This is a genomic window from Bergeyella cardium, from assembly GCF_003614945.1.
In the GTDB taxonomy this organism is placed as follows: Bacteria; Bacteroidota; Bacteroidia; order Flavobacteriales; family Weeksellaceae; genus Bergeyella_A; species Bergeyella_A cardium.
The window spans coordinates 1,609,415-1,623,858 of record NZ_QYCZ01000001.1 but is presented as its reverse complement, the minus strand read 5'-3'; the positions used below and the strand labels follow the sequence as shown (position 1 = coordinate 1,623,858).

Genomic DNA, 14,444 nt, shown 5'->3' with positions numbered 1-14,444 from the left:
GAGAGTTTAGAAGTAGCCACCTTTCTTGCGGTCTTCCATTGCGGCTTCGGTTACCTTGTCGTCTATCCTCGTTTCTCCCCGCTCGGAGATTCGCGATGCGGAGATTTCTGCCACCACCTCGTCAAGGGTTTTGGCGGAGCTTTCTACGGCAGCGGTGCAGGTCATATCGCCAACAGTGCGGTAGCGCACTTGCTTGCGGAGGATGCGGTCGCCCTCGTCTATCTGTATATGTTCCGAAACCGCTATGAGACGGTTTTCGTGCTCGATTACTTCCCTTTCGTGGGCGAAGTATATCGAAGGCAATGAGATGCGCTCGGCTTTGATGTAGCTCCATACATCGAGCTCCGTCCAATTGCTTATCGGAAATACGCGGACATTCTCGCCTTTGTGGATTCTCCCATTGTAGATATTCCAGAGCTCTGGGCGCTGGAGTTTCGGGTCCCACTGACCGAATTCATCTCTCACCGAGAAGAATCGCTCTTTTGCTCGGGCTTTTTCTTCGTCTCTCCTCGCACCACCGATGCAGGCATCAAAGCCGAATTCTTCGATGGTATCAAGGAGGGTGTGGATTTGGAGCCAGTTTCTCGAGGCAAATTTACCTTTAGGTTCGGTGAGCCCTTTGGCTTTTATGGTGTCTTCCACATTACGGATGATGAGCTCGGCACCGATGTTTTTTGCCAGTTCATCGCGGAAGTTGAGTGCTTCGGGGAAGTTGTGCCCTGTATCGATATGGACGAGTGGGAAGGGAATCTTCATCGGTGCGAAGGCTTTCATCGCGAGATGTACGAGGGTGATAGAGTCCTTCCCGCCGCTGAAGAGGAGGGCTGGGCGCTCGAACTGCGCAGCGACTTCGCGCATTATATAGATGCTCTCTGCTTCCAGCTGTTTTAAATGGTTGAATTGATGCTTTTCCATAATTTTATTCTATAGGCAGGTGTGGTGAAATTCTGCCGTTTGTTCTCTTGTTTTGTTCTTTTGATTAATGGGTATGAAGCCCGCATTCTTTCTTAGACTCTTCCCACCACCAGCGGCCTGCTCTGGGGTTTTCGCCTTCCATTATGGGGCGAGTGCAGGGCTGGCAGCCTACGCTGATGTAACCCTTACGGTGGAGGGGGAGGTCTTGTATTTTGTGTTCGGCGATATAGCTGAGGACCTCTTGATAAGTCCAACGGATGAGTGGATTGAATTTATAGAGGGTTCTCTCCTCATCCCACTCTATTATCGGTAGATTTTCGCGGTTCTCGCTTTGCTCTGCGCGGAGCCCTGTAACCCAGACTTCGGCACCTTTGAGGGCGCGGTTGAGGGGCTTTACCTTTCGGATAAAGCAGCATTCTTTCCTGTTCTCTACGGAATGATAGAAAGCATTAATGCCTTTTTCATTCACGAAGCGTTCTACATCCTCAGGGTCTGGGAAGAAGACTTTTATTTTGCCTTTGTATTTGGCATTGTTCATCGCGAGAAGCTCGTAATGCTCATTGAAGAGTCTCCCTGTATCAAGGGTGAAAACTTCTATAGGGATATCGTTTTTGAAGATAGCATCTGTGATGATCTGATCCTCCTGCCCGAGAGATGTGGAGAAAACGACCTTTCCAGTGGTTTTAGCAGCGATGTATCGCAGTGCTTCCACGAGGGGGAGTTCTTCCAGATGCTGTATATCGTCTTTTGTTATCTGCACAGGTTTTTGTACTAAATGTGGGCAAATTTGCGAAAAAAAAATGAATTGATTCCGCTAAAACCACCTATAGCTTTGAAATCATAAAAAGCACTGCTACCTGAAAAATCAAGTAGCAGCACCAGCGTATGAAACTATAAAAAATTAAATTATTTATCGATACTTCCCATTACTCTCTTCATAAAAGAGTTGAGGGCTTCTTTCTTGTCCATTCCTTTCTTAGTCATCTTATGAACCTCCATAGCACCGTACATATTAGATATAAGCTCGCCTATTACATCAAGCTCTTCATCTTTTAGAGCTGGGGCTTCGGTTAGGTTTTCTAATACCTCTAAGGTTTCTATGATGTAGTCCTCGTCATTCTCCTCAATAAACTGAGTGAGATGCTTAATTACGGGTAATTTCATTGACTAATTCTGTTAGGTTTTCGGCTTTATTCGTTTGGAGCTCTCCTACGAGCTTACCTCCCACGAATGTAGCAAATGTGGGCAAGTTATTTACATTCGCCAGTTTGCGACTTTCTACGAACTGCTCGGCATCTACATAATAAAAGGGAATAGCTTCATTTTCGGAAGCGAGTTTTTTAAACTTTGGCTTCATAATTCGACAGTTTCCACACCAGGAAGCACCGTATTGTACGACTACTTTATCGTTTTGAGCTACGATCTGCTGGAGATTGTCTTCTGTTAATTCAATGAACATAAAATAATGAGATTTAAATGAGATTAGTGTGTTGCTAAATATTCTGCGGTAGCGTTTCTATCAGCGCTCATAGCGTCTTTACCCTCTTCCCAGTTTGCAGGGCATACTTCGCCGTGCTTCTGAGTGTGAGTATAGGCATCTATAAGTCTTAAAAACTCTTTTACATTTCTTCCGAGAGGCATATCATTTACCGCTTCGTGGAAGATTTTTCCTGTTTCATCTACGAGGTAAGTAGCGCGGTAAGTAACATTAGAGCCGGAAAGGAGCTCGTTGCCTTCTTCATCATAATCGAAGTCCTGATCTACAATCCCAAGAGCATTTGCAAGCTGCCTATGCGTGTCTGCAAGGATAGGATAGGTTACGCCTTCTATTCCGCCCTGAGCTTTTGGGGTATTGAGCCAAGCGAAGTGTACTTCATTGGTGTCGCAAGAAGCACCGATTACTTTGGTATTTCTCTTTTCAAACTCTGCTAATGCTTCCTGGAAAGCGTGTAATTCCGTAGGACATACGAAAGTGAAATCCTTAGGATACCAGAACAAAAGTACTTTTTGTTGGTTTTTTACTGCCTCATCCAAGATATTAATTCTAAGATTGTCTCCCATTTCAGACATTGCATCTACTGTGATGTTTGGGAACTGTCTTCCTACTAATGACATAATTGATATAGTTTTTCGTTGATTTTAAATTTTACGGGGCAAAAGTACTTCAATACGGCTATCGTCAAAAGCAATCTTAATACATAAAATCTATATGAAATATTTCCTTTAAGTATGAAGTCTGAGAATAGCGATTGGCATTAGGAAAGATTGAAGTTTATATAAAAAAAATCAGGCTTTATCTGCCTGATTTCGCTTCTTCTGGTATCGGTTCTCCTTTTTCTATATGATTAAAGAGTGCCTGCGAGTAATGCACTCCGTTGAGCAATCCTCGAGCACCTAAGCCATTAAATACATAGAAGTTTTTATGTTCTTTATGCTGACCGAGTATTGGTTTTCTGTCTCTTGTCGTCGGTCGGAAGGCATATTCCACCCTTACAATCTCATAATCATCCCCCACGATTTCTTTCAGTCCGCTTTCCAATTGTTCTACGGCATTGGCATCAATCTGCTCGGTTTCATTTTCTCTGTCGTAGGTGCCGCCATAATAATATTCGCCATCGCTAAGCGGGAGGAGGAAATGCTTCTTTTTAAAAGTCTTTTCCTGATTAAATCCATTGATTTTAATGCTGAGATGATGACCTTTATTTACAATAATAGGAATCTCTCGGAAGAAAGGATTGTTCCTAACGCCTATACCCTCAGCAAAAACAATCTTTGAGAAGCTAATATCTCCATATTGATTAGTTTCTGTATTGATTTTTGAGTGCTCAAACCTCTTTCTGATGAGCTGCCCTTTGCTTTCCAAATAATCAAAAAACGAAGAGAAGAAAAGAGGTACATCTATCCTAAAAGATTGTTCCACTACACCACAACCAAAAGGATTATTTACACCCTCCACTGCTACAAAACTGCGGTTGAGGAATACCGATAGATTTTCATCTTCTGATTTCTTCAGCCAGGTCTCTTTTTCTTTTTCATCGTGGAAGATGCGGTGTATAGGCTGGTCAATAAGCGTATCTTGTCCCGTGTAGGTTTTCATCTCACCTAAAACCTTTCTCAGTTCAGAGATTTGACTAAGGGCATTATCAAATGTGGTAAATTTCTTTAAGACTACGGGATTCACCATACCTGCGGAGATGTTGGAAGCCGTCTTCCCTTCCTCTGCAAAGAGTATAAAAGAAATACCCTCCTGAATAAGCCTGTGTGCAAAAAATAATGCTGCAAAACCACCTCCTACAATAATGTATTCTACTTTTTTCATTGTAAATTAAGTTATATTTTAAAATTAATAAGCCCAAAAATACTATAAATTTCCCCTGTGGTGCAAGTATTATACTGCTATTATAGGAATAAATTCGTATTTAATGAGCGATTTTTTTTGTGCTATAAATATATCGCCTTACCGAAAGGTGAGGCGATAATATTATTTTAGGAATGGTTTATATCCTTTCAACTCCCACCCAAAATTTCACATCGTCTATTTCTACTTCATTCGTGTTTGAAAGGGAGTTTGTGAGTGCTATTTTATCAGCTAAGACTTCTGAGGAGATGTAGTCTGTATTTGCTAGAATGTATTTTGCGAACGGGTTGCTTTCCTCGATGGATACAACAATCCTATCCGTAAGTTCAAAGCCTTTGTCTTTTCTAAGGTTCTGTACTCGGTTTACAAACTCTCTGGCTATGCCTTCGCCTTTTAGCTCATCGGTGATGGTGATGTCAAGGGCAATGGTGGTCTTTCCTTCGCTTGCGACAGTCCAGCCTGGGATGTCTTTCGCGGAAATCTCTACATCTTCTAATGTGATTTCATAACCTTGAACGACCGCCTTTCCTGAGCTTTCCAGCTGTGCGATTTGCTCGTTTGAGAAGCCTTGTATCTCGCCAGCTACGGCTTTCATATCCTTGCCGAGCCTTGCGCCGAGGGCTTTGAAGTTTGGTTTTATCTGTTTTACGATAAGGTGTGCGGCTTCATCAGCGTTGATGAGCTGAAGCTCTTTTACATTTACCTCTTGTTTGATTAAATCTGCGACTGCCAAGATTTGCTCTTCCGTCTTTTTGTCGAGGACAGGGAGCATCACTTTTTGGAGTGGCTGGCGAACCTTGATGTTTTCCTTCTTACGAAGTGAGAATACCATTGAAGTAATGGTCTGTGCGAGATGCGTTTTCTCTACAAGGTCGGTGTCTATTTTTGTTTCGTCTGCCACTGGGAAATCAGACAAATGTACGCTCTCGGCTTTGTCTCTACCCGTTACGGCATTGAGGTCTTGGAACAATCTGTCCATAAAGAATGGAGCGATAGGTGCAGAAAGTTTTGCCACCACATCAAGACAAGTGTAGAGGGTCTGATAAGCCGAAATCTTGTCCTCCGAATAATCTCCTTTCCAGAAACGGCGGCGGCAAAGCCTTACATACCAGTTGGAGAGGTTGTCATTCACAAAAGTATTGATGGCTCTTGCCACTTTTGTAGGTTCGTAGTCTTCGTAGAAGGATTTTACTTCCTTAATGAGGAGATTCAGCTCTGATAAAATCCAGCGGTCGATCTCAGGGCGCTTGTCATTTGGTATATCAGCCTCCTCGTACTTGAAGCCATCTACATTGGCATAGAGGGCAAAGAAGGAGTAAGTATTATACAGCGTTCCGAAGAATTTACGGCGCACCTCGTCGATTCCATCGATGTCAAATTTCAGGTTTTCCCAAGGGTTGGCATTGGAAATCATATACCAGCGCGTAGCATCTGGACCGTATTTCGCAAGCGTCTCAAAAGGATCTACGGCATTGCCCAATCTCTTAGACATTTTCTGTCCGTTTTTATCTAAAACCAATCCATTGGAAAGCACATTTTTATATGCTACCGAATCAAAAACTGTAGTGCCGATGGCGTGTAGTGTGTAGAACCAGCCGCGCGTTTGATCCACTCCCTCCGCGATGAAATCCGCAGGGTAGGCTTTGTTTTGGTCGATGAGTTCGCGGTTTTCAAAAGGATAATGAAGCTGAGCATAAGGCATAGCACCAGAATCAAACCACACATCGATAAGGTCGCTCTCTCGTTTCATCGGTTTTCCTGTTTCGGAAACCAAAATGATACTATCTACGATATTTTTATGGAGGTCGATCAGGTCATAATTCTCTTCGGACATATTTCCGATTTCAAATCCTTTGAAAGGATTTTCTGTCATTAGCCCAGCTGAGATGGATTTCTCGATTTCATTAACGAGTTCTTCCACAGAACCGATGATTTTTTCCTCTTTCAAGTCTTCACTTCGCCAGATTGGGAGCGGGATACCCCAATACCTTGAGCGGGAGAGGTTCCAGTCGTTCACATTCTCTAACCAGTTAGCGAAACGCCCTTCCCCCGTAGCTTTTGGCTTCCAGTTGATGCTCTTATTCAGTTCCACTAATCTGTCTTTCACGGCAGTCATCTTCACGAACCAAGAATCCAGCGGATAGTACAATACGGGCTTATCAGTTCGCCAGCAGTGAGGGTAGGAGTGGGTATATTTCTCTACTTTGAAGGCTTTGTTTTCGGTTTTAAGGAGGATAGCAAGCTCTACATCCCAAGATTTTTCTGGGGCAGTGCCATCGTCATAATATTCATTCTTAATGTATTTGCCAGCGAAGACTTCGGGTACATTTTCTCCCTTGATGAATCTGCCTTGAAGGTCTACAAGAGGCACGAGATTGTCGTTTTCATCTTTTACGAGCATCGGTGGTACACCTGCTTCTTTCGCTACGCGAGCATCGTCTGCCCCGAATGTGGGTGCGGTATGTACCACCCCAGTTCCGTCTTCGGTGGTTACAAAGTCGCCTGCAATTACTCGGAATGCCTTCTCTGGATTCTCCGCAGGGAGGAACCAAGGTACGAGCTGTTCGTAAGTTGTTTCCACCAAATCAGCGCCTTTAAATTCTGCTAAGATTTTGTATGGAATGACCTTAGATTCGGAGGTATAATGGGCAAAGTCCTCATCATTAGCTTCTGCAAATTTCTTCCCGAACTGTTTTGGAAGTAGCGTCTTAGCTAAAATAACATTTACAGGCTCAAAAGTATATTGATTGAAGGTTTTTACAAGTACATAGTCTATGTTTTCACCTATGGTAAGGGCGGTATTAGACGGCAATGTCCAAGGGGTAGTTGTCCAAGCGAGGATATGCACAGGCTCATTAGTGATGGAAGAGAGCTTCTCGGCTAAAACCTTTGAAAATTCCTTCACTTTAAATTGCGCCACCACAGTGGTATCGCTTACATCCCTATAAGTACCTGGCTGGTTCAGCTCGTGGGAAGAGAGCCCCGTTCCCGCTTTTGGGGAATACGGCTGTATGGTGTATCCTTTATAAAGTAAATTCTTATGATAGAGTTGCTTGAGGAGCCACCAAACCGACTCCATATATTTCGGTTTGTAGGTAATGTATGGGTTCTCGAGATCTACCCAGTATCCGATTTTCTCCGTAAGGTCGTTCCAGATGTCGGTATAGCGCATCACGGCATTTCGGCAGGCTTGGTTGTATTCTTCCACAGAGATTTTTTTACCGATATCTTCTTTTGTGATGCCGAGCTCTTTCTCTACGCCGAGTTCTACAGGTAGCCCGTGAGTATCCCAGCCTGCTTTACGGAAAACTTGCTTGCCATTCTGTGTTTGGAATCGGCAGAAGATATCTTTTATGGTTCGCGCCATTACATGGTGAATGCCCGGCAGTCCATTTGCGGAAGGAGGACCTTCGTAGAAGACGAATTCTGGGTGTCCTTCGCGTATTTCTACGGATTTTTTAAAGGTATCGTTATTTTTCCAGTATGCTGCAACATTTTCTGCAACATCTATCAGGTCAAGGCTTTTATATTCGCTAAACTTTGCCATAAGAATGTTCTATTATAAGTGCGCGAATATAATAAAAATCATTGAAAAAAGAATAAATCGCTCTGTGTCTTATCTATATTTCATCAAGGGTGAGGGAGTAGGTTCTCCTGCGTTTGTGGTTTTCGGGATTGTAGTCTTTCCACAAGAGCTGTATGCTTTTATTCTCTTCGAGTTCGGGGTTGGTTTCGAGGAATTTTACACCTCTTTTCTTGAAGACATCGTAGATTTCTTTAAAGATAATGGAGGTAATGCCCTGCCGCTGATAGTCGGGGTGTATCCCGATGAGGTAGAAATTCGCCCTATCGTTTTTCCTTCCTGCTTGCAGGAAATGCCACCATCCGAAAGGGAAGAGCTTGCCATTCGCTTTTTGCAAGGCTTTTGAGTAAGACGGCATCGTGATGGCAAACGAAATCAGCTCGCCTTTGGCGTTTTCTATGCAGATGATAAAGTCCTTATCAATAAAACTGAAGTATTTTTCTTTATAGGTTTTTATCTGCTCATCGGTGATGGGGGTATAGGTAGAGAGGTTTTTATAGGTCTCATCGAGGAGTTTAAACATCGGTTCTACGAAAGGCAGTATCTCTCTTTTGTTTTTAAATTTAAGGACGCGGAGCTTGTGCTTCTCAAGGACAAGGTCATTAAATTTGAGGATTTTCTCATTCAGCTGATCGGGGAAGGCTATTTCAAACTCCACCCATTTTTTCTCTTTGCTCAGTCCGAGCTTTTCCAGATGCTCGGGGTAGTAGCTGTGGTTATAAATACCAATCATCGTTGCCAATCGATCAAACCCTTTGGTCAGCATTCCCGCTTTATCGAGGTTTGTAAAGCCCATTGGACCTTCAATCTTTGCGATGCCCTTTTCTCTTGCATAGTTCTTTACGGTTTCAAAGAGCGCTTTGGATACTTCAATATCATCAATGAAATCGAGCCAGCCGAATCTCACCTTGTGAATCCCCAGCTCCTCCGCTTCTTTATGGTTGATGATAACGGCAACTCGCCCCACTACTTTCTCGCCTTTCAATGCGAGGAATTGCTTTGCCTCCGAGTAGGCATAGGCGGGGTTTTCCTTCGGATTCCAGATGTTCTTCTCATCATTAATGAGTGGGGGTACGAAGTACGGATTGCCCTTATATAAGTCCATTGGAAACTTAATAAATGCCATTAAATCTTTGCTATTTTTAACCTCTTTAATGGTAATTTTTTTCTCCATAACCTTTAAAACTAAGTTGCAAATATAGCATATTCTGCCATTGTTTAGGTTATCAAGGGCATTTACTGCCCTGTAATCAATAATATATCTTAATATATAATTAGGTGTGAGGAGAGGTGGAATTTCTTTTCTTTGAAAATTTAAAAAGTATTCTAAATATTTTTTTGTTAAACCAAAATAAACTGTAGTGAAAATTCTGTGTTTCAATTTATAGAAATATAACAATTCTAATTTTTTTTTCTGAAAATTGAAATCAGTTTAATTTTTCAAATTTACTTTTTGGCTAAAGAGTAGCAGCATTTTTACAAGTGAAAATCTTATGCAGAATTACAGGAATTTAGTAAAAAAAACATGAAAAACGAGGAAACTTTTTTTTTATTTTAGTTTTTTAGTTTACATTTGCAGCCTCATTATGGCAAAGAAAGATCATTTTATAGAAAAAGTCTCTCATCTTTTCATTGAATATGGAGCAAAAACCTTTACTATGGACGACATAGCGAAGGAGTTTTCTATGTCTAAAAAAACACTCTATCAGCAGTTCAAAAACAAAGACGAACTCTTAGAAGCAGTGCTGGACTTCCAGCTGGAGCAAATGTCTAAGGGACTCCTCCTCCATATAAAAAATACGGATACCAACCCCATCCAAAAATTCTTGATGCGAGAGGAAAAGCTCAACGAAATGACGGAGGCGAATAAAAATGCCTTCATCAAACAGCTGAAAAAGTACTATCCCGAGCTCTATAACAGGCAAGTGATAAAAATAACCGAAGTAATCTCTGAGATTCTGATAAACAATATAGAAAAAGGAAGGGCAGAAGGGCTGTATAGAACCGATTTTGATGCCGAACAGTATGCGAAATACTTCCTCCTGCTCGCATTCTCTTATGATGAATCCCCAATTCTGGAAAAGGAGCAGGAAGACCATAACCTCCGCAGATGTGAGTACTCAGAGAGTATTATCAACTTCTACCTCGATGCCATTATGACCGAAAAGGGAAGGGAGGTCTTCCAGAAAAGTAAAAAAGAAATTAATCTATAAACCTAATATATTAATGATAAAAGGAAATATAATCCAAATGAGCCTTGCGGCAGTGCTACTGACTACAGCGCTTTCAGCACAGAGCAGTAGGGAGCTCAGCCTCTCGGAAGCGATAAGCTATGCACTCCAGCATAAAGCCGATGCAGAGAAAGCCCAGCTTAATATTAAAAATGCCGATGCACAAATTACCGAAGCCAAGGCTGGTGCACTCCCAAAGCTCAATGCAAGCAGTACTACGACCTATAACCCTATTTTACAGGAGATGGTGATCCCGAGTTTTATAGACCCTACACAAACGCTAAAACTCACAATGGGGCAGAAATGGACCTCTTCAAATAGCCTCGCTCTGCAGCAGGCATTGTTTAATCAGGCAGTATTCGTAGGGCTTAAAGCTGCGAAATCTACCCGTGAGTTTTATATTATCAATGCTCAACTTACAGAAGAGCAGATTATAGAAAAAGTTGCCAATGCCTATTATCAGGTCTATCAAGCCGAGCAGATGCTCAGCAACTTGGATGATAACCTCGCTATCACTGAGCAGACGAATACCATCATTAAAGGATTGTATGATGCTGGGCTTGCAAAAAAGATAGACTATGATAGAACTCAAGTGGCGCTTAATAATCTGAAATCTACACGAAATCAGCTTGTGAATACGGTTTCTCTCAGTGAGAATGCCCTTAAATTTATTATCGGAATGCCAATGGAAGAAAGCGTGAAGCTACCTGCATCTGCTTTTGACCCACAGCTTATAGAGGTGGAAGAAACTCAGCTATCGGAACGCACAGAACTGAAAGTATTAGGCAAGCAGCTCGAGCTTTTAGACTGGAAAAAGAGAGCTACAGAGGCACAGTATTACCCTACGGCAAGCCTTAGTGCGAATTATACTTGGTATGGTCAGGGCTCTAAATTCCCTTGGTGGAATGGTAGTAAAAATGGAGTATACTGGTCAGATATCGCTTCTATTTCTCTAAATATTACGGTTCCTATTTTCAATGGTTTTGCGATAAAGTCTAAAGTAGAGCAGAGCAAGATAGAAATTCAGAAAGCACAGGTAGACCTCAGAGATACTCAGCTTGCTTTGGATATGAGCTTTAAGAATGCCAAGACGCAATTGGAAAATTCAGCCATCGCCATCAGTACTCAAGAGGAAAATGTAAAACTTGCAGAAGAGGTTCTCTCAAATATCAGAAACAATTATAAGTTTGGTCTGGCATCTCTCAATGATATTTTGGATGCGGAGAAAGATTTAGCAAGTGCTAAGAACAACCTCACGAAATCCAAACTCGATTATAAACTTGCAGAGATTCAATTATTAAAATCTCAAGGAAAACTCAAAACATTATCTAACTAAATATCATATCAACTAATGAAAAAAATAATCACAACAGTCTTAATTCTTACATTGGCTGCGGGCGGAGCTTATTATATCCTCCAAAAAAATAAAGAGAAGAATGCCGCTCAAGTGGCAGTAGTAGCCGAAAAAAATACCGATGTAGTTGTAAGAACCGCCAAAGTAGCTTACGAAAACATCAATGATGAATTTACAGTAGATGGAAACTTCCTCGCCAATACACAGGCTACCATCGCAGCGGAAACGGGTGGGCAAATCGTAGCCCTCTATGTAAAAGAAGGGAGTAGTGTAGGCGTAGGTCAAGTTATCGCTAAACTCAAAGGCGATAAGTATGATGTAAATGTAAATAATGCACAGGCAAATCTGGAGCAAGCAATCTCCGCCCTCAACAGGTATGAAGCGGCTTATAAAACAGGAGGGGTTACTGCATTGCAACTCGACCAGGCAAGACTGCAAGTGAAAAACGCAAGAGCACAGGTGCAATCTGCACAGCTAAGCTCGGGAGATACCGTAGTTCGCTCCAAAGTAAGGGGGATTGTCAATAAAAAGAATGTAGAGCTGGGAATGGTGATAGGTGCAGGTACTGCAATAGTAGAAGTAGTGGATATTTCTTCACTCAAACTAAAAGTAGATGTAGATGAAGCCGATATCAATAAACTCAGCCTTGGCGAAAGCGTGAAAGTGAAGCCATCGGTAGAAGATGGAACTGTAGAAGGCAGGATTACTTTCATAGCCCCAGCAGCGTCAGGTGCTTTAAAATTCCCTGTGGAGGTTACCGTTCCTAATAACTTCAATAAACTGAAAGCAGGGATGTATGGTACCGCAATCTTCGGAGGTGGCGGGCACCAAAGCAGAGAACTTATAGTACCGAGAACCGCCTTTGTAGGTAGTGTGAGCGATAATCAGATTTTTATTGTGAAGAATAATACCGCTCAGCTGGTAGAAGTGCAAAGCGGAACCAATTATGGCGATAAAGTACAGATTCTTGGTGGGCTGAAAGAAGGAGATGTAGTCATTACCAGCGGGCAAATCAACCTTAGCAATGGCTCAAAAGTGAGCATCCTTAAATAATCTCCATACAAAAGTAAAGTTACCAAGTGAGAGTGCTTATATTCTTCATATCATTAATTCCCATTTTTGGTTTTTCGCAGATAACCCCTAAAGCATCGGATTCATTAATAGCAAAAACTGATAGCTTAAGTACCAATTTTATGATTACAGGTATCAGTAATGCGATTACCAGAATATGGGAGCTCGATGAAGATTCAAAAACCAAGCTCTTCAAACCAACAGCATACAGGAGAACCTATGTACTGCCTTTCCGATGGACGGATGTATTTAACCGACAGCCTCAGAGCTTTAATCCAGAGCGACCAATCCCAGAATTTAAAGACTACCAAAATGTAGAAGTAAAGTTTCAGCTGAGTATGAAGGTGAAAATTATGGAAGGAGTTCTCTTTGGGAAAGGAAACCTCTGGCTGGGCTTTACCCAGTCTGCTTACTGGCAAATGTATAATGGGGGACTTTCCCGACCATTTCGGGAGATTAACTACGAGCCAGAGCTGATGTTTACTTATCCCATCGACCTATCGCTTGGAGATTTTAAGGTAAGAATGGCAGGACTTTCCGTAAACCATCAATCCAACGGTAAAGAGCAATCGCTTTCAAGGAGCTGGAACCGAATTATCTTTATGTCTGCCTACGAATACGGAAACTGGGGGCTGCTACACCGCGTATGGTACAGATTACCCGAAAACCCTCTGGAAGATGACAATCCTAAGATTTCAGGATATATGGGCAAGACCGATGCACATTTGTTTTATAACTCACATAGGCATATTTTTTCTCTCTATATGAGGAGTAATTTGGGAGATCCTTTTCGGGGTTTTGTAGAGTTCTCTTACATCTATCCAATCAAGGGAGACCTTAAGCTCTTGTTTCAGGCATCTCACGGCTATGGAGACTCACTTATAGAATATAATCATAAGCAAACCACTCTTGGTGTTGGGATTATATTCCTTGATTTTTAAATTGATATTAATATAAATAGTATAAAAAATAAAGAAATGAATAACGATAAATTTATAACCATATTAGGTTGGATAGCTACTGTAACTGCAGTAGGAATGTATGTGTCTTATGTTCCTCAGATTCAAGATAACTTAAACGGGAAGCCCGGCAATCCTGTGCAGCCACTCGTTGCAGCAATCAACTGTACGCTCTGGGTAATGTACGGGCTGATGAAAAAGCCCAAACGAGACTGGCCCATCGCTCTTGCGAATATGCCAGGGATATTATTTGGCTTGGTAACCTTTGCCACTGCATTGTAGCTTGATGAATGCCTATTGCAATTACAAGCCTATTATAAATTTTAAAACAAATAACAGAATGAACTTTTTAGATTTAGCTAAAAACAGATATACAACAAAAACCTATCGCAAGCAGAAAATCTCAGCAGAGCAAATCTCAGAGCTGAAAGAGATATTGAGGCTTAGCCCTTCGTCTATCAACAGCCAGCCGTGGAGATTTACTTTTGTTTCGGATGAGAAAGTGAAAAGCCAGCTCGCTGAAGCCTCATTTTTTAATGAGCAGAAAATAAAAGAAGCAAGTCATCTGGTGGTTTTCCGAGTGGTAGATAACCTCAACCTCTTTGAAGAGCAGATTACTGCTATACTTCCCGAAGGTGCCATAGCCTACTATCAGCAAATCGTAAAACCAAAAGGTGAAGAAGCCGTAAAAAACTGGTTACAGAAGCAGGTGTATATTTCTCTTGGGTATTTCCTTAGCGCTTGTGCTGCTTTGGAGATAGATTCTACTCCAATGGAGGGGATAGATACCCAAAAGTATGATGAGCTACTCCCAATCGATGGATATAAAACCCTCTTTGCTGTAGCCATTGGTTATAGAAGTGTGGAGGATAAAAATCAGCCTCACATCAGCCCTAAAACGAGATTAAAAGCCGAAGAAATCATCAATGAGATTTAAGACTATAACTTACTTAAGTCTTTTCAAATATTAAAA

At 41.8% G+C, this 14,444-nt stretch carries 14 protein-coding genes; 6 read left to right on the top strand and 8 right to left on the bottom strand.

The genetic code is table 11. The annotated features are described in order from the left end of the window. Positions 1-6: 6 nt before the first annotated feature. From cysD to D8991_RS07325, 8 genes are all read right to left on the bottom strand, one after another. Complete coding sequence (gene cysD / locus D8991_RS07360) at positions 7-915, bottom strand: sulfate adenylyltransferase subunit CysD (protein WP_120489485.1); 909 nt, start codon at positions 913-915, stop codon at positions 7-9. Between the two features lie 64 nt (positions 916-979). Beyond that, on the bottom strand, positions 980-1,675 hold the full coding sequence (locus tag D8991_RS07355; protein ID WP_120489484.1) for a phosphoadenylyl-sulfate reductase: 696 nt from the start codon (positions 1,673-1,675) through the stop codon (positions 980-982). 146 nt (positions 1,676-1,821) lie between these two features. Next, positions 1,822-2,079 carry a DUF6952 family protein gene (locus tag D8991_RS07350; RefSeq protein WP_120489483.1) on the bottom strand — a complete coding sequence of 86 codons (258 nt, stop codon included), beginning with the start codon at positions 2,077-2,079 and terminating at the stop codon, positions 1,822-1,824. Then, entirely contained in the window at positions 2,060-2,374 is a 315-nt protein-coding gene (locus tag D8991_RS07345; RefSeq protein ID WP_120489482.1) for a thioredoxin family protein, read from the bottom strand. The genes D8991_RS07350 and D8991_RS07345 overlap by 20 nt, the downstream gene beginning before the upstream one ends. A 23-nt stretch (positions 2,375-2,397) precedes the next feature. Then, positions 2,398-3,030, bottom strand: coding sequence for a peroxiredoxin (locus tag D8991_RS07340; RefSeq protein ID WP_120489481.1), 633 nt, complete (start codon positions 3,028-3,030; stop codon positions 2,398-2,400). Positions 3,031-3,208: 178 nt separating this feature from the next. After that, positions 3,209-4,234 (bottom strand): NAD(P)/FAD-dependent oxidoreductase, encoded by a 1,026-nt coding sequence (locus D8991_RS07335; RefSeq protein ID WP_120489480.1) that lies wholly within the window; start codon positions 4,232-4,234, stop codon positions 3,209-3,211. Between the two features lie 178 nt (positions 4,235-4,412). Then, positions 4,413-7,820 (bottom strand): isoleucine--tRNA ligase, encoded by a 3,408-nt coding sequence (gene ileS / locus D8991_RS07330; protein WP_120489479.1) that lies wholly within the window; start codon positions 7,818-7,820, stop codon positions 4,413-4,415. A gap of 73 nt (positions 7,821-7,893) precedes the next feature. Beyond that, entirely contained in the window at positions 7,894-9,030 is a 1,137-nt protein-coding gene (locus D8991_RS07325) for a GNAT family N-acetyltransferase (RefSeq protein WP_120489738.1), read from the bottom strand. Positions 9,031-9,442: 412 nt separating this feature from the next. Between D8991_RS07325 and D8991_RS07320 the strand changes: the two genes are divergently transcribed. The 6 genes from D8991_RS07320 (at position 9,443) to D8991_RS07295 (ending at position 14,408) form a co-directional block, all read left to right on the top strand. After that, positions 9,443-10,069, top strand: coding sequence for a TetR/AcrR family transcriptional regulator (locus D8991_RS07320; protein WP_120489478.1), 627 nt, complete (start codon positions 9,443-9,445; stop codon positions 10,067-10,069). A 13-nt stretch (positions 10,070-10,082) separates the two neighbouring features. Next, positions 10,083-11,423 carry a TolC family protein gene (locus tag D8991_RS07315; protein ID WP_120489477.1) on the top strand — a complete coding sequence of 447 codons (1,341 nt, stop codon included), beginning with the start codon at positions 10,083-10,085 and terminating at the stop codon, positions 11,421-11,423. A gap of 15 nt (positions 11,424-11,438) precedes the next feature. Beyond that, positions 11,439-12,494 (top strand): efflux RND transporter periplasmic adaptor subunit, encoded by a 1,056-nt coding sequence (locus tag D8991_RS07310; RefSeq protein WP_120489476.1) that lies wholly within the window; start codon positions 11,439-11,441, stop codon positions 12,492-12,494. A gap of 140 nt (positions 12,495-12,634) precedes the next feature. Beyond that, positions 12,635-13,453, top strand: a complete 819-nt coding sequence (locus D8991_RS07305) for a phospholipase A (RefSeq protein ID WP_245957205.1) — start codon at positions 12,635-12,637, stop codon at positions 13,451-13,453. A 36-nt stretch (positions 13,454-13,489) separates the two neighbouring features. After that, positions 13,490-13,753 carry a SemiSWEET family transporter gene (locus D8991_RS07300; protein ID WP_120489474.1) on the top strand — a complete coding sequence of 88 codons (264 nt, stop codon included), beginning with the start codon at positions 13,490-13,492 and terminating at the stop codon, positions 13,751-13,753. A 58-nt stretch (positions 13,754-13,811) separates the two neighbouring features. Then, positions 13,812-14,408 carry a nitroreductase family protein gene (locus D8991_RS07295; RefSeq protein ID WP_120489737.1) on the top strand — a complete coding sequence of 199 codons (597 nt, stop codon included), beginning with the start codon at positions 13,812-13,814 and terminating at the stop codon, positions 14,406-14,408. The last annotated feature ends 36 nt before the right edge of the window (positions 14,409-14,444 follow it).

What these genes read in the sequence shown, in the direction of transcription:
- ileS (WP_120489479.1), bottom strand. Translation starts at nt 7,820, where the DNA reads ATGGCAAAGTTTAGCGAATATAAAAGCCTTGACCTGATAGATGTTGCA.
- D8991_RS07315 (WP_120489477.1), top strand. Translation starts at nt 10,083, where the DNA reads ATGATAAAAGGAAATATAATCCAAATGAGCCTTGCGGCAGTGCTACTG.
- D8991_RS07320 (WP_120489478.1), top strand. Translation starts at nt 9,443, where the DNA reads ATGGCAAAGAAAGATCATTTTATAGAAAAAGTCTCTCATCTTTTCATT.
- D8991_RS07350 (WP_120489483.1), bottom strand. Translation starts at nt 2,079, where the DNA reads ATGAAATTACCCGTAATTAAGCATCTCACTCAGTTTATTGAGGAGAAT.
- D8991_RS07325 (WP_120489738.1), bottom strand. Translation starts at nt 9,030, where the DNA reads ATGGAGAAAAAAATTACCATTAAAGAGGTTAAAAATAGCAAAGATTTA.
- D8991_RS07345 (WP_120489482.1), bottom strand. Translation starts at nt 2,374, where the DNA reads ATGTTCATTGAATTAACAGAAGACAATCTCCAGCAGATCGTAGCTCAA.
- D8991_RS07335 (WP_120489480.1), bottom strand. Translation starts at nt 4,234, where the DNA reads ATGAAAAAAGTAGAATACATTATTGTAGGAGGTGGTTTTGCAGCATTA.
- D8991_RS07340 (WP_120489481.1), bottom strand. Translation starts at nt 3,030, where the DNA reads ATGTCATTAGTAGGAAGACAGTTCCCAAACATCACAGTAGATGCAATG.
- D8991_RS07305 (WP_245957205.1), top strand. Translation starts at nt 12,635, where the DNA reads ATGATTACAGGTATCAGTAATGCGATTACCAGAATATGGGAGCTCGAT.
- D8991_RS07310 (WP_120489476.1), top strand. Translation starts at nt 11,439, where the DNA reads ATGAAAAAAATAATCACAACAGTCTTAATTCTTACATTGGCTGCGGGC.
- D8991_RS07295 (WP_120489737.1), top strand. Translation starts at nt 13,812, where the DNA reads ATGAACTTTTTAGATTTAGCTAAAAACAGATATACAACAAAAACCTAT.
- cysD (WP_120489485.1), bottom strand. Translation starts at nt 915, where the DNA reads ATGGAAAAGCATCAATTCAACCATTTAAAACAGCTGGAAGCAGAGAGC.
- D8991_RS07300 (WP_120489474.1), top strand. Translation starts at nt 13,490, where the DNA reads ATGAATAACGATAAATTTATAACCATATTAGGTTGGATAGCTACTGTA.